This is a genomic window from Ottowia sp., from assembly GCF_016703145.1.
GTDB lineage: Bacteria > Pseudomonadota > Gammaproteobacteria > Burkholderiales > Burkholderiaceae_C > Ottowia.
On record NZ_JADJCO010000003.1, the window covers coordinates 1,770,306 to 1,796,215 of the forward strand.

At 63.9% G+C, this 25,910-nt stretch carries 28 protein-coding genes and 1 pseudogene; 9 read left to right on the forward strand and 20 right to left on the reverse strand.

Annotated elements, in window-relative coordinates; all coding sequences use genetic code 11:
• Window position 1: 1 nt before the first annotated feature.
• Window positions 2–949, reverse strand: coding sequence for a TIGR03756 family integrating conjugative element protein (locus tag IPG65_RS12225; protein ID WP_060853399.1), 948 nt, complete (start codon window positions 947–949; stop codon window positions 2–4).
• Window positions 949–1,386 carry a TIGR03757 family integrating conjugative element protein gene (locus tag IPG65_RS12230; RefSeq protein ID WP_060853400.1) on the reverse strand — a complete coding sequence of 146 codons (438 nt, stop codon included), beginning with the start codon at window positions 1,384–1,386 and terminating at the stop codon, window positions 949–951. The genes IPG65_RS12225 and IPG65_RS12230 overlap by 1 nt, the downstream gene beginning before the upstream one ends.
• 212 nt (window positions 1,387–1,598) lie before the next feature.
• On the opposite strand from IPG65_RS12230, the gene IPG65_RS12235 reads away from it, so the two are divergent.
• Entirely contained in the window at window positions 1,599–1,910 is a 312-nt protein-coding gene (locus IPG65_RS12235; protein WP_060853401.1) for an HU family DNA-binding protein, read from the forward strand.
• 60 nt (window positions 1,911–1,970) lie between these two features.
• Window positions 1,971–2,453 (forward strand): helix-turn-helix transcriptional regulator, encoded by a 483-nt coding sequence (locus tag IPG65_RS12240; protein ID WP_060853402.1) that lies wholly within the window; start codon window positions 1,971–1,973, stop codon window positions 2,451–2,453.
• Window positions 2,454–2,482: 29 nt separating this feature from the next.
• Here the strand turns inward: IPG65_RS12240 and IPG65_RS12245 are convergent, their stop codons facing one another.
• From IPG65_RS12245 to IPG65_RS12325, 17 genes are all read right to left on the reverse strand, one after another.
• Complete coding sequence (locus tag IPG65_RS12245) at window positions 2,483–3,274, reverse strand: thioredoxin domain-containing protein (RefSeq protein WP_060853403.1); 792 nt, start codon at window positions 3,272–3,274, stop codon at window positions 2,483–2,485.
• Between the two features lie 15 nt (window positions 3,275–3,289).
• A complete protein-coding gene (locus IPG65_RS12250) occupies window positions 3,290–6,181 on the reverse strand; it encodes a conjugative transfer ATPase (RefSeq protein WP_293189784.1) in 2,892 nt (963 codons plus the stop codon).
• Entirely contained in the window at window positions 6,181–6,621 is a 441-nt protein-coding gene (locus IPG65_RS12255) for a TIGR03751 family conjugal transfer lipoprotein (protein WP_293189786.1), read from the reverse strand. Before IPG65_RS12255 ends, IPG65_RS12250 begins: the two co-directional genes overlap by 1 nt.
• Complete coding sequence (locus IPG65_RS12260) at window positions 6,602–8,023, reverse strand: TIGR03752 family integrating conjugative element protein (RefSeq protein ID WP_293189788.1); 1,422 nt, start codon at window positions 8,021–8,023, stop codon at window positions 6,602–6,604. Before IPG65_RS12260 ends, IPG65_RS12255 begins: the two co-directional genes overlap by 20 nt.
• Complete coding sequence (locus IPG65_RS12265; RefSeq protein WP_293190089.1) at window positions 8,013–8,927, reverse strand: TIGR03749 family integrating conjugative element protein; 915 nt, start codon at window positions 8,925–8,927, stop codon at window positions 8,013–8,015. The genes IPG65_RS12260 and IPG65_RS12265 overlap by 11 nt, the downstream gene beginning before the upstream one ends.
• A gap of 5 nt (window positions 8,928–8,932) precedes the next feature.
• On the reverse strand, window positions 8,933–9,625 hold the full coding sequence (locus tag IPG65_RS12270) for a PFL_4703 family integrating conjugative element protein (RefSeq protein WP_293189790.1): 693 nt from the start codon (window positions 9,623–9,625) through the stop codon (window positions 8,933–8,935).
• Window positions 9,622–10,020 carry a TIGR03750 family conjugal transfer protein gene (locus tag IPG65_RS12275; RefSeq protein WP_060853408.1) on the reverse strand — a complete coding sequence of 133 codons (399 nt, stop codon included), beginning with the start codon at window positions 10,018–10,020 and terminating at the stop codon, window positions 9,622–9,624. Before IPG65_RS12275 ends, IPG65_RS12270 begins: the two co-directional genes overlap by 4 nt.
• Window positions 10,021–10,031: 11 nt before the next feature.
• Window positions 10,032–10,391, reverse strand: a complete 360-nt coding sequence (locus tag IPG65_RS12280; RefSeq protein WP_060853409.1) for a TIGR03745 family integrating conjugative element membrane protein — start codon at window positions 10,389–10,391, stop codon at window positions 10,032–10,034.
• A gap of 25 nt (window positions 10,392–10,416) precedes the next feature.
• A complete protein-coding gene (locus IPG65_RS12285) occupies window positions 10,417–10,650 on the reverse strand; it encodes a TIGR03758 family integrating conjugative element protein (protein WP_060853410.1) in 234 nt (77 codons plus the stop codon).
• Window positions 10,647–11,027 carry an RAQPRD family integrative conjugative element protein gene (locus IPG65_RS12290; protein WP_060853411.1) on the reverse strand — a complete coding sequence of 127 codons (381 nt, stop codon included), beginning with the start codon at window positions 11,025–11,027 and terminating at the stop codon, window positions 10,647–10,649. The genes IPG65_RS12285 and IPG65_RS12290 overlap by 4 nt, the downstream gene beginning before the upstream one ends.
• Before the next feature lie 221 nt (window positions 11,028–11,248).
• Window positions 11,249–11,548 (reverse strand): hypothetical protein, encoded by a 300-nt coding sequence (locus IPG65_RS12295; protein WP_060853412.1) that lies wholly within the window; start codon window positions 11,546–11,548, stop codon window positions 11,249–11,251.
• A gap of 398 nt (window positions 11,549–11,946) precedes the next feature.
• Window positions 11,947–12,219, reverse strand: coding sequence for a glutaredoxin 3 (gene grxC, locus IPG65_RS12300; protein WP_079758984.1), 273 nt, complete (start codon window positions 12,217–12,219; stop codon window positions 11,947–11,949).
• A gap of 247 nt (window positions 12,220–12,466) precedes the next feature.
• On the reverse strand, window positions 12,467–13,075 hold the full coding sequence (locus IPG65_RS12305) for a sulfite oxidase-like oxidoreductase (protein WP_026437589.1): 609 nt from the start codon (window positions 13,073–13,075) through the stop codon (window positions 12,467–12,469).
• A gap of 15 nt (window positions 13,076–13,090) precedes the next feature.
• Window positions 13,091–14,485, reverse strand: coding sequence for a mercuric reductase (locus IPG65_RS12310; protein ID WP_060853413.1), 1,395 nt, complete (start codon window positions 14,483–14,485; stop codon window positions 13,091–13,093).
• Window positions 14,485–14,904: a peptide-methionine (R)-S-oxide reductase MsrB gene (msrB, locus tag IPG65_RS12315; protein ID WP_232312522.1), complete on the reverse strand. Its 420-nt coding sequence runs from the start codon at window positions 14,902–14,904 to the stop codon at window positions 14,485–14,487. The genes IPG65_RS12310 and msrB overlap by 1 nt, the downstream gene beginning before the upstream one ends.
• 601 nt (window positions 14,905–15,505) lie before the next feature.
• On the reverse strand, window positions 15,506–17,038 hold the full coding sequence (locus tag IPG65_RS12320; protein WP_293189798.1) for a YdiU family protein: 1,533 nt from the start codon (window positions 17,036–17,038) through the stop codon (window positions 15,506–15,508).
• A 38-nt stretch (window positions 17,039–17,076) separates the two neighbouring features.
• Complete coding sequence (locus tag IPG65_RS12325; protein ID WP_066123068.1) at window positions 17,077–17,568, reverse strand: thiol-disulfide isomerase; 492 nt, start codon at window positions 17,566–17,568, stop codon at window positions 17,077–17,079.
• Between the two features lie 842 nt (window positions 17,569–18,410).
• Here IPG65_RS12325 and IPG65_RS12330 point away from each other — a divergent pair.
• Together IPG65_RS12330 and IPG65_RS12335 are read left to right on the forward strand one after the other, a co-directional pair.
• Complete coding sequence (locus IPG65_RS12330) at window positions 18,411–19,019, forward strand: sulfite oxidase-like oxidoreductase (RefSeq protein ID WP_066123066.1); 609 nt, start codon at window positions 18,411–18,413, stop codon at window positions 19,017–19,019.
• Complete coding sequence (locus tag IPG65_RS12335) at window positions 19,019–19,807, forward strand: FAD-binding oxidoreductase (protein ID WP_066123064.1); 789 nt, start codon at window positions 19,019–19,021, stop codon at window positions 19,805–19,807. Before IPG65_RS12330 ends, IPG65_RS12335 begins: the two co-directional genes overlap by 1 nt.
• A 119-nt stretch (window positions 19,808–19,926) precedes the next feature.
• On the opposite strand, the gene glnS is transcribed toward IPG65_RS12335, so the two are convergent.
• Entirely contained in the window at window positions 19,927–21,732 is a 1,806-nt protein-coding gene (gene glnS, locus IPG65_RS12340) for a glutamine--tRNA ligase (RefSeq protein WP_293189803.1), read from the reverse strand.
• Window positions 21,733–21,905: 173 nt separating this feature from the next.
• On the opposite strand from glnS, the gene IPG65_RS12345 reads away from it, so the two are divergent.
• From IPG65_RS12345 to IPG65_RS12365, 5 genes and pseudogenes are all read left to right on the forward strand, one after another.
• The gene (locus IPG65_RS12345) at window positions 21,906–23,138 is read left to right on the forward strand and encodes an alpha/beta fold hydrolase (RefSeq protein ID WP_180883360.1); all 1,233 of its coding nucleotides are present in this window, start codon (window positions 21,906–21,908) and stop codon (window positions 23,136–23,138) included.
• A gap of 236 nt (window positions 23,139–23,374) precedes the next feature.
• Window positions 23,375–23,528 (forward strand): annotated as a pseudogene (locus IPG65_RS12350) (peptide-methionine (R)-S-oxide reductase); the annotation flags it as partial.
• Window positions 23,528–24,043: a peptide-methionine (S)-S-oxide reductase MsrA gene (msrA, locus tag IPG65_RS12355; RefSeq protein WP_293189807.1), complete on the forward strand. Its 516-nt coding sequence runs from the start codon at window positions 23,528–23,530 to the stop codon at window positions 24,041–24,043. The pseudogene IPG65_RS12350 and the gene msrA, both read left to right, overlap by 1 nt.
• Window positions 24,044–24,253: 210 nt before the next feature.
• The gene (locus tag IPG65_RS12360) at window positions 24,254–25,222 is read left to right on the forward strand and encodes a magnesium and cobalt transport protein CorA (RefSeq protein ID WP_293189809.1); all 969 of its coding nucleotides are present in this window, start codon (window positions 24,254–24,256) and stop codon (window positions 25,220–25,222) included.
• A gap of 94 nt (window positions 25,223–25,316) precedes the next feature.
• A complete protein-coding gene (locus IPG65_RS12365) occupies window positions 25,317–25,889 on the forward strand; it encodes a hypothetical protein (RefSeq protein ID WP_293189811.1) in 573 nt (190 codons plus the stop codon).
• Window positions 25,890–25,910 lie beyond the last annotated feature (21 nt).

Genomic DNA, 25,910 nt, shown 5'->3' on the forward strand with positions numbered 1-25,910 from the left:
CTCATTGGAAATCGACGCTGCCGAGGAACACTTGGCCCCGGCGTTCGCAGCAGGCATAGGGCCGCCAGAGCGCCCAGGCGTAATCACCTTGCTGGGCCTGCGTCAGGGTGCCGCTGCGCGGGAAGACCGTGCAGGACGAGGACAGGACGGGTGTGAGTTCCTGCCACTTGCCCGTCGAGGCGTCGCCTTCGACCAGTTCGCCAGCCGGCCAGTAGCCGGGCCGCGAGTTCGCGAGCAGCGGCTGGTACACGTGCAACTGCCCGCGGCGCGTGACGACATCGCCCGCACGCTGGGCCACCACGGCACCGGCCTTGTGGTCGTCCGTCTGGTGCAGGAAACCGCCGCGTGGATAGACATTGCCCCAGAGGTTCAAGGTCGAGCGCGCGCCGATCTCGCGCATGCCCGGGACCAGCGCTTCCGGGTAGGCCATCTCGGGCACGTTGTAGCGCCAGGCCAGTGTGTCCAGGGTGCTGAGCAGATACGGCATGAAGGCCGTGCCTGCGCCTTCGCAGAAGTAACCCGACGACGAAGCGAACTCACTGATCACCTGTCCGCCCGGATGGCCGATGACGTCCGCGTTCTTGAATTTGGCGAGATTGTTTTCGTGATCTTCGTTGGTCGTGCCGTCGCCCCCAGCCTCGGCGGAAGCGTTCGGCGGACTCATCGAGCGCACCTCCGTCCACGGGTTCTCTCCAGTGTTGCTGTAGCTGGAGACGACCGCATCGGGCACGTAATGGCGCACCTTGACGGACGTGCGCACCGTGCAGCCTGTCCAGGTGCAGTAGAGCCAGTAGCAGATGCCCACCACCCGGTACTCCAGGCAGTCCGGCGACATGACGGACGAGACGATGGTGGCGGTGTTCAAGGCGTAGCTGCCCGTCGCGCTGGCCAGCAGCAACGAGGCCACGGCGACGCGCAAGCGGCGGGGAAGGTCGAATGGACGATGCATCACGGGTGCTCCTTGCGGTATCGGGCGATGCGTGCCAGCGCCTGGTCCAGGTTGGCCTCGCCATAGACCACGTAGCGTTGGTCCACCACGACCGCCGGGAGGGTTGTGATGCCAAGGCTCCAGGCATCGGCGACGCCCTGATAGGCAGTTTGCAGACGGCGTTGAAGGGACGGACCTCCTGCCTTCAGGCGACGGCGCAGGATGGACTCGGCCTGTTGCAGATCATTGGGCAAGCCCGCCGCCAGTTCCGCCTCGATGCGTCGGGCTGCATCCAGCTCGATCACGCGCGTGGGTGAGTGCGTACCCTGCAGCGGCGCTCCGGACTCGGTGATGGCCCAGATTTCCTGGGCGACGGAAGCGCCCGACCACAGTAGAGTCGCCGCGAAGACCAACGCGGGTCTGGACGTACGTGGATGCGTGGACGCGAAGGGGAGCATGGCGGGGTTCCAAAAGATGGATGACCCCGGTAGTCCAAATCAAAGCGCTGTTGCAGGCCATGAACAATGCGCAGCGCGGCGTGCCCCTATTGGTCCTGGTGACAACACATGCGGCTTGACCGCAGAGCTGCTGCAGGCGCTGTTGGAAGGAAAGGCGCAGTTTGCGATCGGATATAAACCGAGGACCGCAACCTTCAAACCATACCTTCGATATGAATCGCGTCCAACTCGTTGAAATCCTCGCTGCCAAGAACGACCTGTCCAAGGCTGCTGCCAATGCGGTTCTCGAGACCTTGATCGACACCGTTCAGACGGCCGTGAAGAAAGGCGACGCCGTTCAACTCGTTGGCTTTGGCACCTTCAAGTCCGCCAAGCGCGCGGCGCGCAGCGGCAAGAACCCGTCCACCGGAGCCGCCCTGAAGATCCCGGCTGCGACCGTGCCGAAATTCGTTGCGGGCGCCAAGTTCAAAGCCGTAGTCGATCCTAAGGCCGCCAAGCGCAAGGCCGAGAAGGCTGGCAAGTAAGCCCGCCATGGATACTCCGATTGATCTCCACCCAATCCACCGGCGACGGTGCTATCGACCATGACTGCGTTCTCTGAATCGTTCCGATCGGAAGTTGCGCGCATTGCGCGCAAAGAGAACAAGGGGGAGATGAGCTCCCTGCGCAAGACGGCAACGAACCAGCGCGCAGAGATCGCGACGCTCAAGCGCGACCTCAAGGACTTGGCAGGGCAGGTGCGCAGCTTGGCCAAGGCATTGCAAAAATCCCTGACAGCGGCCGAGCGCCAACAACCCCGGCGGCAGTCCCCGGATTCGTCCGCAGGGACGCCGGCGGCTGCGAACCGAAGAGGCCGCGCGTTCGTCTTCAGCCATGAGGCGCTGGTCGCCAAGCGGCAGGCGTTTCACATGACCCAGAAAGAGATGGCGCAGCTGCTCGGCGTGTCGTCGCTGAGCGTCTACAAATGGGAAACCGGTCGGGTCACGCCTCGCGAGGCGCAACTCGTGCGCGTGCGCGAAGTGCTCCAGATGGGCGTGCGCGAAGCCCGCAGGCAGATTCCGGAGTGAAGGCCGCGGATCGCCTTCCGACAGGTTGGCTATCGCGGCATGTCGCCATCGCCGTCGGCGTGGGCTGGTGGGTCCACGGAATCCGTGGGCTTGGCTTCGCCGGGATCGCGGGTGACGAGCATGTCGATCGCCGACAGCAGTGAATCGCCCGGCACCGGGCCAGGCAGCACCAGGCTCCTGCCGCTCGTGCGATCGACCAGTCGCAGCGAAGGCGTCGCCGTGATGCCCGACGCAGTGGCTTCCCCTGCCTGTGCCTGCACGGCCCGCGCGGAATGCTCGCTGCGCATGCACGCCTTCAGATCCTCGGACATGCCGGGAAACGCCTCCAGGTCCGCCACGCCCTGGCCGTTGCCGCGCGTGTTGGCATAGACCCACTGGACCGCCGTCCAGAACGCCTCGTGTCCTGTGGCCTGGCCGGCGCATTCGACCAGGCGCGCCTCCTGGCTCGCGGCGGGTTCATGGATGGACAGCGGCATGTGGTGCCACTGCAGGCTCACGTCCCGGTGTGCATTGATCCACTGCCGAAGCTGCGGTGCGTACGCCTTGCAGTACGGGCATTCCAGATCGGCGTAGAAGATGATGTTGAAACGCGCCTCCGGACTGCCCAACCGCCAGGGAGGATCGGCCTCCTGCGTGATGCTGGCCTGGGGCGAAGGCTGCGGTGCGGGCTCGCCGGGCGCCCTGAACATGAGCCAGATCAGCGGCGCCGCGACCAGCCCGGCGATCAGGGCCCAATGCCAGCGATGCCAGCGATGCCACCGGCGCGGGCGCCTGCGGAAGGCTTGCACCTGGACTGGAATGGAAGGACGTTTCTGCTTCATGGCACGCTCCGGCGATCACTGCGGCAGGTCCAGCGCTGGCGATTCGATGCCGCGCGCCTGGTCGATCTTCTCGGCCACCTTGAACGCTGCTTCCAGTTCGCTGATGCCGTACTGCTGCATGAGCTGGTAGCGCTCGGCCTTCTCTTCGGGTTCGGTTTGCGCGAGCGCGAGATAGAGGCTCGGCGGCACGGCGCGGAACAGCACTTCCATGCTCTTGGAAAGGATGACGCCCTCGGTGAACTTGCCGGCCTCCTTCCTGGAGGAGAGCATCAGCGCTTTCTGTGCGGGCGAGAGTTCGCGGAAGCGCGCGATCTTCTCCACCTCGTCCGGCGGCATCGACAGGCACACCCACCACTCGATCATGTTGAGCATGGGTTCTGCGGCGCGGGGCAGATCGTCGATGTTCTGCGTCGCGAGCCAGAACCACGCGCCGAGCTTGCGCCACATCTTCGTGATCTTCACGACGTAGGGCGCGAGCAGCGGGTTCTTGGTGATGATGTGCCCCTCATCGGTGACGTTGATGATCGGGCGGCCCAGGTACTGATCGCGCTCGGCAATGTTGTTCACCGTGCTGATCAGACTGATGTAGGCGATGGAGAGCTGCGCGTTGTAGCCTTCGCGCGCATAGGTCGCGAGATCCACCAGGGTGATGTCGGCCTCGGGCCAAGGCGTCCCGTCGCGGTCGAACATCTCGCCGTCCGTACCTTGGCAGAACATGTCCATCGCATCCGCCATTTCCAGCAGCCGCACGCGCCGCATCTCGGGCAGCGTGCTGTCGTTGCCCCGCGCGCGCAGCGCATCGCGCACGTCGCGCGTGAGCACCGTGCGCTTCTCAGCACTCTCGCCGTGGCAGCGCTCGGCAGCATCCAGAATGCACTGGCGGATCAGCGAGCGATCGGCCCGGGTCATTCGGGCTTCTTCCTTGTCTTCGCCACCCGTGATCATCAGCCGCGCGGTGATCTCCAACTCGCCCAGCACATCGCGCTGCTCGTCCGGCTCCATGGTCGAGGCATCGGGTGGCAGGTCTTCGTCCAGCGCATCGGCATCGAGCGTCTGCACGTCGCTGGGCGTTTCGATCAGCCGGCGTGCATCGGCGAATGGTGCCAGGGTCACGCCCGAGCCGGGTGCCAGTTTCACGCGGTTGACCGTCAGACCCAGGCGCCTGGCGAAGTCACTGAACAAGCCGAAACTGTTGCCAGCCTCCACGATGAAGAGCCGCGGCCGGTAGATGGCCGTGACCTGGTTCAGCAGGTTGTTGAGCGTGGCGCTTTTGCCCGAGCCGGTTGGGCCGAACAGGAACAGATGGGCATTCATCTGTCGGTCCAGGCGGTTGAGCGGGTCGAAAGTGATCGGGCCGCCGCCGCGGTTGAACATCGTGATGCCGGGGTGCCCCGTGCCCTGGGCGCGGCCCCACACCGGCGACAGGTTCGCCGCGTGCTGCGCGAACATCAGTTGCGTGTACCACTTCTTGCGATCCTGGCTGGGGTTGTAGCAACACGGCAGCCAGCGCAGGTAGCTGTTGAGCGGTGCCACCTCGTCGTCCTCGCGCACGGGCTGCAGGCCGGCGTTGAGCATCACATTCGCCAGATCCAGTCCGCGCCGGTCCAGCTCTGCTTCGTCGCGTCCGCGCAAATAGAACGCCAGCGTTCCCCGGTAGAGCTTGTGCGCGCTGCCGATGAGGGAGCGGGCCTCGTGCACGTCCTTGAGCGTCTGCTCCGACGCCAACGTCTCGCCGACGGCCTTTCTCGCCAGGTGGTTGAGGTCCGATTCGAGGACATCCTGCGGTGTGGCGACCATCGTCAGACACATCAGGGTGTCTTCAGGCATCTGGTCGAACAGCGTGTTGATGGCATCCCCTTTGCGGATCTCGCCGGTTAGGTGCCCCGTGCCGGGCGGCATGCGCAGTCGATCGGTGATCAGCACGCGGTGCGGCATGCCGTCGAAATACCAGGTGCCATGCGCCACGTCGGAGCGCGGCTGGCCAAAGAACAGCCGCTGGCTGAAATCTCGCCCGCTCACCAATTCAATCTCGCCGTCTTCGGTCTCGTCTGGATAGCGCGCCAGCGCATAGAAGCGCTCCCGGTCCTCGGCCCTAGGCCCGAGCAGTGTGGGGCGCGGGTTGAACCACCGCAGCAGCCAGTCGTGGACGTCGGCCGCGGCCATGCGCCGGGCCTGAATGCCGGCGTTCGCCAAGCCACCGCTCAGGCGGTCGCAGACGATGCCCAGCATCTGCTCCGGCGTCTGGCCACGGCGGCTTGTCTGGCCCTGTCCATGCCCGGTCACGCGGCGATAGACCACCATGCGCACGCGCCGCGTCTGGCCGCGCCAACGCAGCCGCGTGACCACCGTGTCCTCGAACAGGCCACCCGGCTTGGCTACCGCGCGCAGGTGGTGGCCGAAGAAGCGAAGGTAGAACTCGGTGAAGGCCGTGCCGCGGGCGCGCGGCTGCACGTAGTCGCGCAGGTTCTCCATGTACTGGTCGAAGCTGGGTTCGTCCTGCGCATAGAGCTGCAGCACCCAGGGGTGCTCGTCCAGTTCATCGAAGCTGTCTTGCAGCGCATTCTCCAGGGCATCCCGGGCATGTGCGAGCCAGCCGGGTTCCCGGCCCTCGGTGCCCAGCGGCACCAACTCGTAGAAGGCCGCGACCGATTGCCCGTCCTCCAGCAGCATGGCCTTCGACTCGGGCAGGAACTCCACCCAAGGCAGCAGTTCCACGAACGAAGGCGCGACGTCGTACAGCGCCTGTTCGTTCGCCACGGTCGCCGGCCGGCGGCCCTGGACCGCCGACCCGGGTTCGGGGATGCCGGCCTGACGCAAGGCCTCGACATGGCGCTGCCAGCCGTCCGGCTGCTCTTCACCGCCAGCGCCGGATGCGGTCAGCTTCGGCCAGGGGAGTTTCCAGCGCATCAATAATCCTCCACGCGCTCGCCCGGCATGGCGTACTGGATGCGCTGATACAGCGGGAAAACCGTCGTATAGCCCGGCACGGGGACGGGGTCCGTGCCTGTAAGGTGCGGGTACACATACATCACGAGATCGGGATTCGGCAGACGCTGGAACTGGCGACGGACCTCATTGCGCGCGGTGCGCGTGTAGCGCATCTGTTCGGCGGGCGCGGCCTGCACGTCCGCTTCGGTCAGCGGACGGCGCAGGCTCTGGCGCGCATCCAGAAACTGCCTGCGTGCGACCTGACCGGTGCCACCGCCGCCGCTACCCGTTTCCCGCTGCCAGATGTCCATCATGGTGCGGTCGCTATGGGTCAGCAGTTCTTCCTTGCTGGTGGCGCAGCCGCCGAGCACAGCGACGGCGAGGGCCAGCGCCAGACCCTTATTCAAGTTCGAGAGCATGGCTTTCTCCTGCGCGGTGATCGACCTTGCGGCCTTCGGGATCGAAGTCGATGGCGAGCGGTTTTTCGAGGTGGATAGCGACCTTGGCGCCGGGCTGCACGTAGACGGCGGCGAAGGCCTGCCCGTAGAGCTTGTTGACCCAGTTCGACATTTCCTGGACGCCACCGGCGAGAATCCGGCCCACGGCCTCCTGACCACTGATGCCCACAGTGCCGATGGAGCCGTCCGAGCCGACGTAGGACATCTGGCCGCTGTCGCTTTCGATGAGCGAGGCCACGCCGGCACCGGCCGCGGTGATCAGGGCCTGCGAACCGAGGTACTGCTGGGCGTTGCTGCGCCGCTCCCCACTGACGCAGGGAATGCCATAGGGATCGCTGATCCAGCCCAGGCCATCGCGTTGCTGGTTGTTCTGCTGGTTGCCCTCGCGATCCTCGGGAATGGTGCGGATGGTTCCGTCATGAAAGACAAAGGTGATGCTGCGCACCTGGCCGCGCACGCACGACAGCGTCCAGTCGCCCGAGGCGGTGCCGCTGAACACGGCACCCGCCACATCGGGAATGTCGATGCCGTTGGCCGTGAGGTTGTCCGGTCCGACCAACACCTTGAAGGGGTACGGGTCGTTCACCGTGCCGTCGATCGGCACACGGCCGATCAGGGCCGTCATCGCCACCGACCCCATGAGGGTGGAGTTCGTCGGAACCGTATAAACAGCCTTGGCGGTCTTGACCCCGGCGGCGCGCGCGCCCGCGTTCGCCACGGTTTCCGCCGTGGTTTCGAGCGTGCTCTGCGCCGGGCCGAAGCTCGTGGGGAAGCTCATGGCACCACTGGACGAGGCGCGGCCCTCGGCCTTCTTCGCGTCGTCCGGTTCCACCCACCGCACACCGCCTTCCATCCCGGCCACTTCGCCGTCGCCATCGCCGTCACGCAGCCCCAGGCCCACTGGCAGGTCGGCGTGGCCGCCGCCGCGACCACCGATGCTGTCCAGGCGCCGCTGCAAGTCCGCGAGCAGGCCCTCGGTCTGCTGACGCTCGCTCGCCGCCTGCTGCTGGTCGCGGCGCAGGTTGGAGCGCTCGGATTCGAGGGCGGAATTGATGCGTTGGTCGATGGAGTTCTCGCGCTGGCGCAGCCGCTGGTTCTCTTCGCGCTGGGACTTGTTGTCGGACAGCGCGGTCTGAAGCTCGGTGCGCAGTTGCTTGACCTGCGCGACCAGCGTGGCGACGGTATCGCGCGGGGTATCGCCCTCGATGCCCAGCGCCTTCATCTCTTCGGGCGTGAGCCGGCTTCCCGTTTCCGTCGGGGAGGGGGCCGAGGCCTCGCCGCCCGAGAACAGCCGGATGCCGATGAACAGCACCAGGAGCGCCACGGGAATCATCAGCCATTTCAGGAGTCCGTTACTGCGCATGGCGAGCCTCCTTGTTGTCGGTGGCTTCGGCTTCCGGATGCGGCAGATTTGCGGCGGGGTCGAAGCGGTGGATCGCCGGCAGCAGCGACTGCGCCAGGCCGCGCCCGCGCGTCACCAGGTACAGGACGGTCGTGTCCTCGGGCGTTCCGCGCGGGCCGAGTGTCTCGTGCTGGAAGGTGGCCGTGAGGAAATCGCCTTGCAGAACGCGCGGGTCGAGGGTGACCCAGCCGCTGCTGCCGTTGATCAGGCGCGCGGCGGTGACCCACTGGTCTTCCAGGCGCCAGGACGCGAGCGCGACCGCGCGCACCGGCAGCGACGGCATCAGCGTGCCCAGGTCCAGGTCGCGGCGCAGGTTCACCCGCATCACGCCCGGCAGCGGCTCGACCGTGCGCAGCGGCGCATAGAGGTTCTGCGCGGCGAAGCGCGTCAGCACGACCGGGACAGGGGTTTCGCGCCGCGCCGTCCGCGCGCCTGCCTGATCCTGGGCGAGCGTCGGGGGCGCGTCGGCACCCTGCGGCTGATCGCCATAGCGCGCCGGAGTGCTGTGGCCCTCGACGATGCGCACCGGCTCCAGTTCGGCTTCGCCGTCCTTGGCCGGCTCGGCAGCGATGTCCAGCAGGATCAAGGCGCCCGTGTCGGCGTCTTGCAGTTGCAGCCGCGTGGGTTCGATCGGCTCACTGGCGCGCAGGTACACCGCGCCGCCCGCGCTCTGCACGCGCAGGCGTTCGCCCACGCCGGCCGGCACGCCCACGCGGACGTTCCGGTCGATGAACACGATGCGTTCCTGGCCGACACGCAACGGCACCGCCAGCGGCATGCGTTCCCAGCGCAGGATCTCCAACGCATGGGCGGGTGCTGCGACCACGACCAGCAGTCCCAGCAGCGTGAGTACAGGGTGCTTCATGGGCTTCATGGGGTGGGTCCTCCTTGGGGCGCTGGCGGAGACAGGCCGCCAGAGGCCGGGCGCGTCGGCTCCGGGGTGTTGATGCGCTGGGGCGCGCCGTCGTAGCAGTCGAGCGCCAGGCCGAACGGGTTGCGGGAGGGATCGACGTCCACCCGCGTGACCTTGACCGGGTAGCGCACCAGGGCGCGCTTGACCTGCTCGGCGCCGTAGTACTCGTCGGCGGTGATGTCGAGCGTCACCACCCAGTCGCGGTCGGAGACGACGCGCACGCGGGCCGTGGGGTCGTCGCCATAGCCGCGGCCGGGGATCTCATAGATGCCGCGCACGCGCTGACGCAGCTCGCCCGTGGAGCGGCGGTAGTCGTAGTCCGCCCGCAGGAAGGCCTGGCAGGATGGGGTGAGGTACGGCGAGAGCGTGTGGAGATTACGCGCGTAGTCCTCTTCGCCATTCGTCGGCCAGCGGTTGAGGGTCTGAAACACGTAGAACGTGAACGCATAGACCGATTCGGGCGGCACTTCCCACCACTTGCGGGTACTGCCGGAGCGCAGATCAGGCGGGACGTGGATGGTCAGGTCGCGCGGAGCACTCCACCAGCCGCCACCCATGACCAGGGCGATGATGACCAATGCGCCCGCGCCCAGCCTCAGCGTCTTGATGTGCGCCTGCAGGTGGATGATCTCGTTCTTGAATCGGCTCATCGAGCGCTCCTGCGTGTGGTCCAGAAGCCCGAGCGCGAAATCAGCACGTGGCCACCTACCCAGCCGGCCGCGAGCGGATGGCGTGTCGCGATGCGCCACTGAAGCTGCCGGTACAGCCATGTGTCGGGACGGCCGCGCTTGAGCCGACGCAGGATGCCGCCCCCGATGAACACGCCGAGGGCCACGCCCAGGACGACGAACGTCGGCGCAATGGCGATCGTGCGGAACACCCAGGACAGCGGCGCGCCGACCAGCAGGCCGGCGGCGCCGGACAGGCCGCAGCAGATCCACAGCTCGTCGGCGGTGAGGCCGCGCACGACAACGGGATGGCGGTTGAGCCGGTGCGGAAGGAACGTGACCGTCCCGTCCGCACGGACGTGCTGCTGCTCGGACATACCGACCTCGCTTACAGGATGCCGGTGGCTTCGGTGAGCAGCCAGATGCCGATCACGAGCAGGACGGCGCCAATGGCGACCGTGAGGCCAAACTGGCCCCAGGTCTTGCGGCCGGTGTGGATTTCCGCGTAGGTCCCGTAGGCGTGGTAGCAGACGCCGATGAACATGGACGCCACCACGAGCAGGGCCACGAGCATGATGATGTCGTAGCCGTAGTTGCGGATCGTTTCCATGATGCCGTTGCCGGCGCCGCGCGTAGGGTTCTCCAACTGGGGCAGGCCTTGTGCGAACGACAGCGCGGGCAGCGCGGTGGCGCCCAGGGCCACGGCGGCGCGCTGGGCAAGACGGGAAGTGAGGATGCGGCTTTGCATGGTCAGGCCTTTCAGGTCAGGAAGATCAAGAGAGAAGGAAGAAACTCAGGACGAGGTACATCGCGACGAAGCGGATGCAGACCCCGAGGAACTGGCGCTGGTTGAGGCGGCTCTCGGACCACCCCACGTAGGCCGTTCGGATGGCCCAGACGCCCCAGACGAGCAGGACCGCGAACACGACGCCGACCAGGACGGTCGCCATCGTGGAAGGCGCGATGCCGCTGTTGGCTTGAAATGCCGAGACCTGGGCGCCGTTCATGGCTTGCCCCCCGCAGTCGTCGGCAATGGCTCAGTAGCCCGTTCGGTGCGGTAGTCGCCGGCCAGTTCGGGGGGCTCGCGCGGCTGGGCGCGCGACGGTGTGAGATGGGCCTGGATGCCAGCGCGCACGCGCGCCAGGTCAGCCAGCAGCCGCGGGTAATCGAAGTGGTAGCGCTCGCCCGGAATGACGGAGGTATGCGCGGCGCTGTGGACGACGGCGTGCTCCAGCGCGTCGAGCTGGCGCAGTGCGGCGACCAGCTCCTGGCGCTGCGCCGGGGACTCGGCCAAGGCCATCGGGGACTGACCCATCAGGAGGGCCGCCACGAGAAAAGTGGGCACGCCGCGATGCGCGGCGTGCAGCCAGGTTGAAACCACCATCGCGCCATTCCTGTGTGATCAGCAATGGCTCGATCGTGGAGGTCAGCACGACTTCAGACCGCAAACAATAGGAACTTGCAGGTGGCCGATTGATGGTCTTGCGTGCTCGCTCTGGCAGCGGCAGGGGACGTTATAAGTATTTACGGATGAATCCCCCGTCTCGACGTCGCAGAAGTTGCCCTAGAAGGTATTCGAAACTGGTCAAGGCCGGTTGACCACTTTCATTCCATCTCGGAAGTAGGACGCGTCCCGCCGCAATGGGCGGGCATCCACCCCGGAGACGCAGCCGTTGACGATGCGCGATCAAGCACCATCGCCTGCATGGAGATTCTGGTGAACGCGCCTTGCGTCTTGAAGCAACCGAATCGTGACGAAGCATGGTGCGCTTCGCAGTAGCGGCCGGAGAAACGCCTGCGCCAGATGCCCGCCTCCGCACCTGTGAACGCCGAGACCGTTCCCACGGCAAACAGCACGATGACCAGCCAGCTCCATACCGGGTCCTTGGAGCCATCGCGGAACATGTCTCGTGCGCGCTGCGCGCGGAAGGATGCGCTCCTGCTGTGGGTCGGCGCCGTCCACCCCTCGGTTGCCCCGCATGGCCGCAGGCCGCCCTTGCATCAGGATGCGCCGAGTAGTACGACGCCAACCGTCAGCAGAAGCCATCCAGCCAGGCGCCACCGGCCCAAGGGTTCGCGCAACACCAGCATCCCCAACTCCCTCTGTCAGTGTGGCCTGTATTGGGGCTGGATGTACGGCTTGATGACTTCTAACTGTGCCCCGCCGCGCACTGCTTTCACTACAACACCCTAGGCGATGCTGATGGTCGAAACGATGAAGCGGTTCTTCGAAAGGGCCGGACCCAAGGCGTCCGATCAACGAGCACTTGGTGCGCGGGCCGTCGTGCCCGAGCCATAACCGCTCAACTCGAAGGAGGATTGGTCGCGAGAAGTTTGTCAAGCTCTCCGTTGGCTTCGAGTTCGGCAAGGTCGTCGGAGCCCCCGACATGCGTACCATTGATGAATATCTGCGGCACGGTGTCTCGGCCAGACGCTTCCGTCATGGCCTGCCGGTGAGCTGGGTTTGCATCAATATCAAGTTCCTTCCATTGCACTCCTTTTTCCTTTAGGAGCGTCTTGGCCCGTCGGCAGTACGGGCACCAACCCGTTGTGTAAAGCAGTACATCAGGTTTCACATTGCATCTCCGATAATCAATGCTTAAGAGTGAGCTTTTCGCACCTCAGCCCAAGGAGAAGGTGAACGCTTTAGCGGCGGCATCGAATCCATCACTCTCATACCCGCGTGGCAGTGAATTTAAAATGCTCGGTACTGTAGATGGATGCCATCGGTGCACAAAAGGGGTGTTCCAAGCTTTGCGCGGCGTAGCCCAGGGCAATTGCGCGTCCTACCAGATCAACCGCCCGCTTGCGTGACTGGCAAGCTCAGCCATAGCGCTCTTCCCTGAACGGGTCACCGCGCATGTGGTAGCCGTGCAGCTCCCAGAACCCCGCTTCTTCCTCAGTCGTGAACTCAAGGCTACTCAGCCACTTGGCTGATTTCCAGAAATACAAGTGCGGCACCAACAGGCGTGCAGGTCCGCCGTGCTCGTGCGTCAGGGGTTTGTCGTCGAAGTGGGTGGCGACCATGGCGCGCCCTTGCGTCAAGTCCGCCAGCGGCAGGTTGGTGCTGTAGCCGTCCTGCGAGTGTGCAAGCACCCAGGGGGTGGGTGCTTGCACGCCGGCTGCGGCGAGAAGGTCGTCCACTGTGACGCCACGCCATCGCGTGTCGAACTTGGACCAGGTGGTCACGCAGTGAATGTCGACCACCTGCTCGCTCTGCGGCAGAGCCTTGAATTCGGCCAGAGTCCATTGGGCCACCAGTCGCGGGCCGACTTTCATGGTCAGCACCCATTCGTCATCGCTGCGCGGGCGCGGTGAAGGCCCATGGGTGAGGACTGGGAAACCTTCAGTCAGAGACTGTCCCGGCGGCAAGCGACCCCCGTGGTTGTCGACGCCGCGGTTTCGGCCAAGAAAAGATCGATTGATCGGCATCTTCGCTCCCTCTATTTAATTCACCACCAAGAGCTTGCGGCGGTCGATGATGGTAGGCAGGAATTCAGTGACGGTGGGGTGTACGGGCAGCGCCTCACGCACCGTGCGCCAGGTGCCCTGGCTAGCCATCACTAGGCCAATGGATTGAATGATCTCGTCGGCCTGGATGCCCAGCATCGTGGCGCCCAGGAACAGGCCACTGTCTTCATCGATCAGCAGCTTGATCACGCCCACGGTTTCACTCTCTTCCTTCGCCCGGCTCACGTCCTTCATCGCGTGCACGGCCTGCGAAATACGTCGACCCTCTTTTTCCACTAGGCGCTTGGCCTCGGCTTCGTACAGCCCCACGTGTGCCAGTGGTGGATCGGTGAACATGGCATAAATGCTGTTGCGCGCGTCGGCGCTACGTTGCCCGCCCGCGAGGTTCTCGGCCAGAACCTCCTGATCGTGGTAGCTGGTGTGGGTGAAGGCCCCGCGCTGGTTGATGTCCCCCAGCGCCCAGATGCCTGGTACGTCGGTCTCGAGCCGATCGTTGGTGGCGATGTAGCCACGCATGTTGGCCCTCAACCCCACGCTATCCAGCCCCAGATCGTCGGTGTTGGGCGCGCGGCCGGTAGCCACCAGCAGGTGGCTGCCGCCAATGATGCGACCGTCGGCCAGTTGAACACAGGTGCCGCCCTCGGTTTCCCCCGGTTTGACTGCCGCAATAGACACGCCGATGTAAACGTCGATGTCCTCGGCCTGCAGCATCTCGGTGACTGCAGCGGACACGTCGGCGTCTTCCCGTCCAGTCAAGCGCGGCCCCGTCTCGATGATGGCGACCTCGCTGCCGAGGCGGCGAAAGATCTGCGCCATCTCAAGGCTTATGTACCCGCCTCCGATGATCACCAACTTGCGGGGCAGCTCGCGCAACGCCAACAGTCCCTCGCTATCAAGGTACGGGTTTTCTGCCAGACCCGGAATTGGCGGCACGGAGGGGCGCGTACCCGTGTTCAGGATGATTTGAGGCGCGCGCAAAATGTGTTCGCCCGCCCGCACCAGGAACTCGCCACCATCGCGACCCGTTAGCCGGCCGTGGGCCTTAATGATGCGCAGGCCCTGCAACCCGCCGAGCCAGCTCTCGAGTCCGGATCGCGCTTGGTCGACCCTATCTTGCATGCGTTGCATGGCGACGGCGAAGTCGACGTTCACCGTGCCCACATTCACTCCGAACTCGGCAGCGCGACGGGCCAGGTAGGCCACTCGCGCCGACTTGCGCAAAGTCTTGGTGGGTGTACAGCCTCGGTTGACGCAAGTGCCGCCAAGGTCGCGGGCCTCCACCAGCGCGACATTGCGGCCGCGCTCTACGAGCTTGGCCGCCAGAAACGGCCCGGCTTGCCCTGCACCGATGACGATGGTATCGAAGTTCATCAGGACTTGACCAACGCCGCGGCGTTCATGCAGTAGCGCAGGCCACTGGGTTCGGGCCCATCGGGGAAAACATGGCCCAGGTGTGCGTCGCACACATTGCAGGTGGTCTCGATGCGCGTCATGCCATGGCTCGAATCGTAGTGATGCGCGATCAGCCCGGGCGCAAGCGCCTGCCTGAAGCTGGGCCAACCACTCTTGCTTCGGAATTTGCTCGAAGCGTCGAACAACTCGGTGCCGCAGCACACGCATCCGTAAAGACCGGGTTCGAACAAGGCACACATGGTCGAGCTGTGCGCAGGTTCGGTTCCCTTTTGCCGCGTGATGCGGTACTGCTCGGGCGTCAGGCGCTGGCGCCATTCGACATCGTCGAGCTCGAACCGCCGTGGCGGAGGTGGATTGTTGCCTTTCGCGTGCTGGATGACATCTAGCCAGGTGATGGTTCCTGCATCCGGCGTGGGCAAAGGCGGCGCCGACTCGGCGCGTTTGAGCTCGGCAATGAGTTTGTCGGCGTCGATGCGGAAGTGGTTGTAAACAACCGAGCCACTGGGATCGACGAGGATGAACCAGGGCGTGCCGCCGTTGCGGTAGCGCTGCATCAGCACCGAGCCGTCACCCACGCGACCGGCGCCGGCATCGTGGCCGAACGGTATCGGTAGTGCGTATTTGCGCTGGTTGACCGCTACCTGATCGAAGGTGTTGGACTCAAAGTCCTCGAACACCGTCTGCACCGCCGCGAAGCTGACGAAGGGCGAGCCGCGAAAGGCCTCGACCACACGGATCAGCGAGGGGAATCCGGTCAGGTGGCAGCCTGGGCAGGCATCCTGGAAACAGAAGATCAGCTTGAAGGCGCCGCGCATCTTGTCCAGCCCGTAGTCGGCGAGCGGCTGGCCGGCGGCGTCGATCCATTGCGTCACGCCCAGTTCGGGCGCGGGCTCCCCCATGATGCCTGCTTGCACGCTGTCGTCTTGCATGGTTGTTCCTCCGGGTTGGGTTGAGTGGTTGCGCTCGGGAATCCGCCGTTCAGGTGCCGCAGAAGGTACGGTAGTTTTCCGTCTGCTCTGCAGGCGCGGGCTCGGCCAACGCGCTGTCTGCCGCATGCTCGTCGAAGGGGTGTTGCAGCACCCGCAGCAGGCGCTCGAAAGGTGCCAGGTCATCGCGCTCCACGGCCGCCGCCAGCGCCGATTCGACGTGGTGGTTGCGCGGGATATAGATCGGGTTGGCGCTCCGCAGGGCCGCCGCGAGTTCGTCCGGGCTCTTGCCGATCGCCAGAGTGCGCTCCCGCCAGCGCTTCAGCCAAAGTTCCAGCGCTGCGGCCGCCCCTCCGAACAGCGTTCTCAGCGGCGTGTTATTGCCTTGCGCAGCGTCGGCCAGGCGGGCAAACGCGAGCGTGAAGTCGATGCGGTGCCGGCGCAGCAGCGTCAGGTAGTCGTCGGCCAGCGCGCGGTCGCCCCCACTGGCGTCGTCCAGGCCCAGCTTGAGCCGCAGGACGGTCGTCCAATGAAAGTCAAAGTGTTCGGCAAACGCCTGTACAACCGCGCCGGCGCGTTGTTCGGCAGGCTCGCCATCAGCGTCGATCAGCGTCAGCAGTGCCTCGGCCAAGCGCGCCAAGTTCCACTGCGCAATCGCCGGTTGATTCCCATAGGCATAGCGGCCCGAAGTGTCGATCGAGCTGAATACGGCCTCGGGGTCGAAGTGCTCCATGAAAGCGCAAGGGCCATAATCGATCGTCTCGCCGGAGATTGTCATGTTGTCGGTGTTCATGACGCCGTGAATGAAGCCCACGCCCATCCAGCGCGCGACCAAAGACGCTTGGCGCTCGGCCACCGCCTGCAGCAGGCCCAGGTAGGGGTCGGGGGTGCCGGCCAGAGCTGCATCGTGACGCGCAATGGCGTAGTCGGCCAGCCGGCGCAGCAGGGCCTGGTCGTCTCTGGCCGCGATGTACTCGAAAGTGCCTACACGCAAGTGGCTTGCGGCCACGCGCGTCAGGATGGCGCCAGGCAGGAGCTGCTCGCGCTGTACGGTCGCGCCGGTGGCCACCGCGGCCAGTGCGCGCGTGGTCGGGATGCCCAGGGCGTGCATGGCCTCGCCCATCAGGTACTCGCGCAGCACGGGTCCGAGTGCGGCCTTGCCGTCACCGCGACGCGAGAATGGGGTTCGGCCCGATCCCTTCAGGGCAATGTCACGGCGTCGGCCGCAGCGGTCGATGAGTTCGCCCAGCAGCAGGGCGCGGCCATCACCGAGTTGCCGCGAGAAGCTGCCGAACTGGTGCCCAGCATAGGCCTGTGCCAGCGGTTGCGCCTGCGCGGGAACGGCATTGCCGGCGAGCACGGCGAGGCCGGCGGCCGAGGACATTTCATCTGCGTCCAGTCCGAGCTCGTCAGCCAGTTCGCGGTTCAGCCGCAGTAGCCGAGGCGCTGGCGAGCCTGCCGGATTCGATCTCGCATACAGGCCCTCAAGTTCACGCGCGTAGCTGTTGTCGAACGGCATGTGCAACGCTGCTGGCGATGCCGGGTCGGAGGGCTGATCGTTCGGGCCAGTCGCGGTGGTTTGCAATTCAGTCTCCAGGTTCAAGGTGTAATTGGCAGGCGGCATCACTCGGCCTGAGACACTTCGCCGGCGCGGCCGAAGTCCCGCAACAGGAGCTCGTCATCGAGGCGGAAGTCGCTGTGAAGGACCTCCCCCAGTGGGTCGAAAACGATGAACCATGGTGTGCCGCGCGTCTCGAAATCCGCCATCAAGCTCGGATAGCGGTCCACGGCTGGGTCGTGACCGAACGGGATGGCCAACCCGTAGCGCCGCTGCGTCTCGCGCAAACGATCGAAAGTGTTTATTTCGGCAGCCGTGAACACGGTTTGCACGGCCGCGAAGCCGAAGCCCTGACCGGACAGTCCTTCAACCATCGCCTTGAGGGTCGGAAATCCGTGGCTGTGACCACCCGGACACCCGTGCTGGAAGCAAAAGATCACCTTGAAGTCGTCTCCGAGATCGGCCAACTCGAGTGGCCGGCTCGGGTTGCCATGCGCGTCGATCCACTGCGGCACTCGCAACTGCGGGGTGTTGAGGTGGACTTGGTCGTTCGTCATGGATTCCTTGAGTGAGAGTACGGTCCCTGATCGCACTGGATGAACGGGGCGAGCGCTCAAGCGCCTTTGGCCACGCGCTTGACCAGCTTTCACTGCGGGCGCGGGAAGTGACAGGTGTACTCGAACCCTGTGCACCACGTCCTGCAGGCCTTAGAAGCAACTTCGGGCGAGGATGGCAGTTTCTGTCGAGCTTATGTTGCGACTCCTTGTGGCCCAGACCATGCAATCGAATTCGCACGCCGGACTGGGTTATCCAACCCGTGCCGCTGCAGGCGACGCAATGGCGTTGCACAGGCAGTATCCTTTGGATCTCGCTCATTTGAACCGAAGGCCGGCGCGACAAGACGCCGGTGCGTCTTGATAAATACTCCGTGCGTCTGATTTTTTCTTCGTTGCCATGCTGAAGCTGGAGCAACCCGGGCTTGAGGGCTGCTTCGCGACCAACCCGCTATGAACGCGGGCGCTGCTCGTCCATTAGTGGCTAAGCAAGGTGTGTGACTCAGGGCGACGGGTTCGGCCACGCAGAGCGCCCCGAAGCTCAGGACGATAGGCGCTAAATGTCGGACTATCGGTAGCGCCAGCACCCCTACAGTTGATGATCAACGCATGCCATGGCGAATGGATCCATCGATGATCGTGTAGATACCGGCTTCCCCGGCTCGTGAGTCTGCGCGATCTTGGTTCACCATGTCCCGCTACCTCCCGCGCGGTCAAACAAGGCGGTATCCAGCGCGGCGGGTAAGGTGCAGGCTCCTCAGTGGCACAACGGACCAATTTGCCGCGCAATTTTGAGCAAAGAGCGTTAGCCTTGCTCTAAACAACATGATGCAGGAGTCTTCAACATGGTCACACGCAAATTCATCGGGCGACGGCCCACTGCAGCCACTGCCGACCGCCTGCCGCCAGGGCAGTTCAAGACAGATGGTTTTCCTGTGCTCTCGAAAGGACCGACGCCTCGTATCGACATGGCCGCTTGGCGGTTCACTCTGAGCAACGGTCCTCGACCCGTGAAAAGCTGGAGCTGGGACGAGTTCATGGCGCTGCCGCGCACCGTGTGGCAGGGCGACATCCACTGCGTCACGACGTGGTCCAAGTTCGACACGCGCTGGGAAGGCGTGACCATCGACGACCTACTGGCAGACGCCGGCCTAGCGGCTCCCACACCCTGGCTGCTGGCGCTGTCGCTAGACGATTACGACACCAACGTGCCTGTTGCCGATTTGCTCAGCGGCCGCGCCATGGTCGCCACGCATTATGAAGGCGAGCCGTTGGCGCCTGAGCACGGCGGTCCGGCCCGCTTGCTGGTACCGCACCTGTACTTCTGGAAGAGCGCGAAGTGGATCAAAGGGCTCAAGTTCACCGCGCGCGACGAAGCCGGGTTCTGGGAGCTACGTGGCTATCACATGTACGGCGACCCCTGGCGGCAGCAACGTTATTCGAGCGATCGTTGATGACGACCGGTGAGCAAAACGGCCCGTGGCGCGACGTCAAAATCGAGCGCATTGAGCAACTCACGCCGCGCATCAAGAGCTTATTTCTCGAACTGCCCGCATTGGCTTCTCACCGTGCGGGTCAACACGTCAATGTGCGGCTGACTGCTCCCGATGGTTATGCCGCGCAACGCAGCTATTCCATTGCATCGGTGCCTGGCGCCGATACCGTCGAGCTCATCATCGAGAAGCTCGACGATGGTGAGGTGTCGCCTTTTTTCCATGACATCGCTGAGGCGGGAGAAAGTATCGAAGTGCGTGGGCCGCTCGGTGGGCACTTCGTCTGGGGGCCGGCCGATGGCGGGCCGCTGTTGTTGATCGCGGGCGGTTCCGGCATCGCGCCGTTGATGGCGATGGTGCGCGCGTGGGCCGCGGACCTCACAGCGGGAATGGCGCAGGCAGGCGCCACGGCCGAACTGCAGCCGATGTCTATGCACGTGCTGTTGGTCTGCTCCGCACGCACCCCGGCCGACCTACCCTTCCGTGCCGAGTTGCTCGCACTCGAAGCAGCTCGGCCCGAATTCACCTTCATCGCAGTGACCACGCGCGAGCCACCACCTCGGCCGACCGACCTGGGCCGACGGCTCGATGCTGCTGCCATCGCCAGCGTGCTCGGCCGCTGGGGTCACGCGCCTCGTCACGTTTTCGTGTGTGGCGCCAATCGGTTCGTCGAAGCCGTGGCTAACGGACTGATTGATGCCGGCATACCAGCAGCTCATATAAAAACTGAGCGGTACGGCGGCGCATAAAGTTCGGGCTACGTCCGCGAGCAATGCGAGGCCCTTGCTCGACGCTCCCGGTGCTCTTGCGCGCGACGATCGGCCCGGAGGGGTGTATTGCCGTGCGCGGATCAGAAGATGCGCTGCCCTTATTTCTCCCGGCTGTCTCGCATCCCCGCAGCCCGATTGAACACAAGCGTGCCATCGTCGGCTGCTTTTGCATCCACTACGAAGTACCCGTGCCGCTCAAACTGGAACGCAGCACCGCCAAACTTCGCTACGGCCAATGACGGCTCTGCGAAGGCCGCGCATGTCACCAGGCTCTCCCTGTTCAGCTCGTCCAGCATTTCCCCGCTGCCCGGCTGTGGTGTGGCAAACAGCCGTTCATACAAGCGCACCTCGACCGGCACCGCATCGGCAACCGCGACCCAGGTGATGTTGCCCTTCACCTTTACCGCATCCGCGCCGGGCGTGCCGCTCTTGGTATCGGGCACCAGCGTGGCCAGCACTTCGACCAGCTTGCCGCCGGCGTCGCGCGTGGCACCCGTGCATACGATGGTGTGGCCGTATTTCAGGCGCACCTTGTTGCCTGGGAACAAGCGGAAGAAGCCCTTGGGTTGCACGTCCTCGTAGTCGGTACGTTCGATCCACACTGCGCGGCCGATCTTGAAGCGTCGTAGGCCGCCTTCGGGGTCGCGCGGGTTCACAGGAGCGGTGCAGTCGTCCAGCAAAGCGTCGCTGCCCATCAACTCGGCCCAGTTGGTGATGACGAGCTTCACCGGGTCGAGCACGGCCATTGCGCGCGTGGCAATGGGGTCGAGCGTGTCGCGGAGCGCCGCTTCTAGGCTCGCGTAGTCAATCCAGCCGCCGGACTTGGTCACGCCGCTGCGTTCGCAGAAAAGCTTGAGCGCTTCGGGTGTGTAGCCGCGGCGGCGGAGGCCCGCGATGGTGGGCATTCGCGGGTCATCCCAGCCATCGACGTGCCCGTCTTCGACCAGTTGGCGCAGCTTGCGCTTGCTGGTGATCACGTGCGTCACATTGAGCCGTGCGAATTCATATTGACGCGGATGCGGGCTGGCGATCAAGCCCCCTTCTGCCAAGCGGTAGAGCAGCCAGTCGTAGAACGGTCTCTGGTCTTCGAACTCCAACGTGGCAATCGAATGGGTGATCTGCTCCAACGCGTCCTCGATTGGATGTGCATAGGTGTACATGGGATAGATGCACCACATATCGCCAGTGTTGTGGTGCGTGGCCCGGCGTATGCGGTAGAGCGCCGGGTCGCGCATGTTGATGTTGGGGTTGGCCATGTCGATCTTCGCGCGCAGCGTGGCGGCGCCGTCTTCGATCTCACCGTCGCGCATCTGCCGGAAGTACGCGAGGTTCTCGGCGGGGCTACGGGCACGGAACGGGCTGTCAATGCCTGGCGTGTTGAAGTCGCCGCGCGTGGCACGCATCTGGTCAGGCGTCTGCTCGTCCACGTAGGCGAGCCCGGCGGTGATCAGGTACTCGGCGGCGCGGTACATGAAGTCAAAGTAATCGCTGGCGAAGTATTCATGCGGCTGTGCGATGCCGGGCGCGTCGGGGCGGTCGGCCAAGTAGGTCTCATAACCTAGCCACTTCACCGCGTCGCGGATGCCATCAACATATTCCTGCTCTTCCTTTTCAGGGTTGGTGTCATCGAAGCGCAGGTGACACACGCCGCCATATTCTTTGGCGAGCTCGAAGTTGAGCCAGATGCTCTTGGCGTGGCCAATGTGCAGGTAGCCGTTGGGTTCGGGCGGGAAGCGCGTGCGGACCTTGGCAGGGTCTTGCATGCCTTGCGCATGGTGTAGCGAGTCGCCGGGGCTGCCTCCCCATTTGCGCGCTGCATAGACGCCATGCTTAAGGTCGTTTTCGATGACGTGGCGTAGAAAATTACTTGGCTTGGTGGAATCTTTGTCTACGAGAGAAGTCATCTGTTCATTCTAGTAACGCCCACGGTGTGTGGCCCGTTTCAGTTTTGTGAAGTGGACTCGTTGCCCAATTTCCAGGATTGTGAAGACTGGCGCGTGGATAGATTTCGTGTTGGAATCTTGAAGTCGCGGCCAGCCTGATAGCGGTTAAACGTGCGTATTAACTTCAGTGAAACATGATCAGCCATAAAGTTGAATTCCCTGGGAGCCTCGGCCATCTGCTGGCCGCACGGCTTGATCAACCAAACACTTTGCCAAGGGCGTGGGCTGTCTTCGCACACTGCTTCACGTGCTCCAAAGACTCGAAGGCGGCCGCCTACATTGCGCGTGCGTTGGTCGAGGCCGGGTTCGGCGTGCTTCGCTTCGATTTCACAGGGTTGGGTGGTAGCGGCGGTGACTTCGCAAACACCCATTTCAGTTCAAACGTCGGCGATCTGGTCTCGGCGGCCGACTGGCTGCGAAGTGAGCATGGCGCGCCAGCACTCCTCATCGGGCATTCGCTTGGCGGCGCAGCCGTTCTGGCCGCTGCACACCGCATTGCCGATGCTCGTGCAGTGGTGACGCTGGGCGCGCCCTTCGAACCGGCACATGTTGTGCACCATTTTGGCGAGGGTCTGGCTCTCATCGAGACCGACGGCGAGGCCCGTGTCACGCTTGCAGGCCGCGAGTTCACATTGCGGCGGGAGTTTCTTGACGACGTCGCCTCCCAGCCGCAGGCCGAGCGCATCCGTGCGTTGCGTCGGCCGCTGCTTGTGCTGCACGCGCCTGGCGACACGATCGTTGGAGTAGACAACGCACGCCGAATCTTCGAACAGGCGCTGCACCCCAAGTCCTTCGTCTCGCTCGACGATGCCGACCATCTGCTCAATAGTCAGGGCGATGCCGCATACGCCGCCGGGCTCATCGCTGCCTGGGCGAAGCGGTACTTGCCGGCTCCAGCCCCTTCGAGCCCAGTTGCGTCAACACCCGAAGCGGGGCCGCTGCCCGTTGGCGCTGTACGAATCAGTGACCTGCCTGGCAACTTTGCCGTCAACGTTGAAGCAGGGCGCCACACGTTGGTGAGTGACGAACCAGTGGAGGTGGGCGGTGACGACCTCGGCATGGGGCCATACGACCTTCTGCTTGGTGGGCTAGGAGCTTGCACGGCGATGACGTTGCGCCTTTATGCTCGCCATAAAAAATGGCCCCTCGAGGATGTCCGGGTCACGTTGACCCACGCCAAGATCCACGCTGCGGACTGCGCGGAATGTGAGACCAAGGAAGGCAAGATCGACCGCATCGAGCGGACGGTGGAACTCGCGGGGCCACTCGATGCGCCGCAACGAGCTCGTTTGCTGGAGATCGCGGACAAATGCCCTGTGCACCGCACGCTCACCTCCGAGATTGAGGTCAAGACGCACTTGGCCTAGGGACTTGGCTGTTCCGCCGTGGGACAGACGAAGACAAAAGCGTGAAGCAATGCGTCTGCGCACGGCTGGTGCCGACGGTGAAGACAGTCTTCGACAAAGGAACCGAGCTCACGCGCAAGCAGTACACACGACATCCGACAAGAAAAATCCGTTTGTACGTATTTTCCAGCCGATTGTTGCAATCGAGTCGGCCCACGCTGAGCGGTTTATCTTAGGATGCACTTCAGACGCGTGGCGACAGCCACCTGGGCCACGTGTTCCCCGACGGCCCCGCGGGACCGAGGGGGCCTGCGCTATTGCATCAACTCGGCGTCCTTGCGCTTCATCCCTCGAGACGAGATGGCTGCCGAGGGTTACGGCGCCTATCTCGACCAAGTGGAGAACGTTTGATGAATCACGAAAAAGCCATCCTGGCCGGCGGTTGTTTCTGGGGAATGCAGGATCTCATCCGCAAGCAGCCCGGCATCATCTCGACTCGCGTGGGTTACACCGGCGGCGATGTTCCGAACGCCACGTATCGCAATCACGGCACGCATGCCGAAGGGATCGAGATCATCTTTGACCCCGAGCTGACGAGTTACCGGAAAATTCTGGAGTTCTTCTTCCAAATTCACGACCCGACGACGAAGAACCGTCAGGGCAATGACCGTGGGCTCTCCTACCGGTCTGCCATCTACTACCTCGGCGTGGAGCAGAAGCACGTTGCCGAAGAGACGATCGCCGATGTGGATGCGTCCGGACTGTGGGGAGGCAAAGTGGTCACCGAGGTCGAGCCGGCCGGTGATTTCTGGCAGGCCGAGCCGGAGCACCAAGACTATCTGGAGAAGCTCCCGGGAGGCTATACATGCCACTTCCCACGTGCAGACTGGATCCTTCCAAAGCGCAAAAACGCCGACAGTAAATAACCTGCAGCCAGAGCTGCAGAATCAGCTTTTCTGCAATGGCTTCGAAGCTGATTCGGTTCGCAATTTTCAAACCGAATTCAGCCTGGATGAGACCTCAACTCCGCTGCCGCCGCATCACCAAGATCACAGAACCATGCCTGACCTCTCATCCATTCCGATCACGCGCTGGCCAGCAGTACAGCGTGGCCTGCGCATCCCTGCGAGGTCTGCATGAGCGTCATCGCCGCCTACTATTACAAGGAAGGCAAGCGAATCCGGGAAATTGCGCTCGACGAGCGCTTCGAGCAGGATGAGGCGCGCTCGGGTTTCTGCTGGATCGCTCTTCTGGATCCCACCGCCGACGAACTTCACGCGCTTCAGGCGACGTATCACCTCCATCCGTTGGCAATCGATAACGCGATGCACCCGCTGTGCCCGCCCAGGCTCGACGTCTACAACGGCGAGCTATACATCGTCGCGCAGACTGCCGAACTGGTCGGCGACCGGATCAGCTACGGCAAGATGGCGATCTTCACCGGTCACAATCATCTCATCAGCGTGCGGCACGGCAACGCCGGAGCGCTAGGCAAACTTCGGGAGCAACTCGAGGCTTCGCCGGCGCTCTTCGGAAAGGGTGTCGACTACGTGCTGCACGCGATCTTGCACCGTATCGTCGACCAGTATCTGCCCATCTTCGAAATGATCGAGGATGACGTCCTCGCGATGGAGAAACGGTCGTTAGACGATTTTCTCGGACGGGCAGAAGTCGCCCGCATCTTCGGGCTGAGGGCCGAACTCACGCGCTTCCAACGCACGCTCGGCGCTATGGCCGAACTGGTCAGAAAACTCGTCCGCGGGCATTTCCCCTGCATCAGCGCCGAAGTGAGGCCGTACTTTAACGATGTCGCGGATCACGTCGATCGGGTGCAGTCAATGGTCGACGGCCTCCTTCAGGTCCTGTCTACAGTCTTTGAGGCCAGCAGCCTTTTGGAAGCACAAAGGATCGGGGTGATCACCCGTCAGCTTGCCGCTTGGGCGGCAATACTCGCAGTCCCGACGGCGATCGCTGGAATATACGGCATGAACTTCAAGCATATGCCGGAACTGGACACGGCCTACGGATACTTCGTCGTACTCGGGGTGATGGCGATATCCTGCCTTTTCCTGTTTGTGCGCTTCAAGATGGCCAAGTGGCTGTGAATACCGCGTCTCGCAAAACTCGCCGTCATCCGACCGGTCACAGCGCGCCCGACGCCGGGGCGGGCTCAATACGACACCAAGCATAGGTGCAGCCGTGACATCCCAAGTGACCGACGTTCTAGAAACAGTGCAGTCCTTCGTCGCCAAGGGCTACAACCGCGAGTACCGCGTCAAAGACGGCAATCTCGTCGATCTCGATCTCGGATCAACACTGGACCCTTGCGCCCTTCGCATCGACGCGGCGTTACGTCTCGAAAGCGGGAGTGACGCAGAAGACGCCTCCAACATCTACGCGATCATCGATCCAGCGACAGGGCACAAGGGCCTGTTGATCGACGCGTTCGACGTATTCGACGAAATGTGTCACCGCGACCTCTCTGAGCGCCTCGTAGCGCATCGGGAAACAGTCCCGGCAGGTGACCAGGATGTGCCGAGCAAGCACGGACTGCGCAAAGTCTACAAGAGCGAGTTTGACCGCGATCCCGAGCGTTACGTTGTGCGGCAGGGCTTTCCAGACTTCCCAGCATGCCCCTTCGGCGGAGCCTTCAGTATTCTGGGCTTTGATACCGCCGAGCAGTCTTATGTCTGGCTGGTCACAAGCATCATCCAAGATTCTCGGCTGATTCGAACTCCCTACCAAGGCGAACACGTTATCGGTGACGAATAGCGAAGCGGGGCCCAGGAGGTC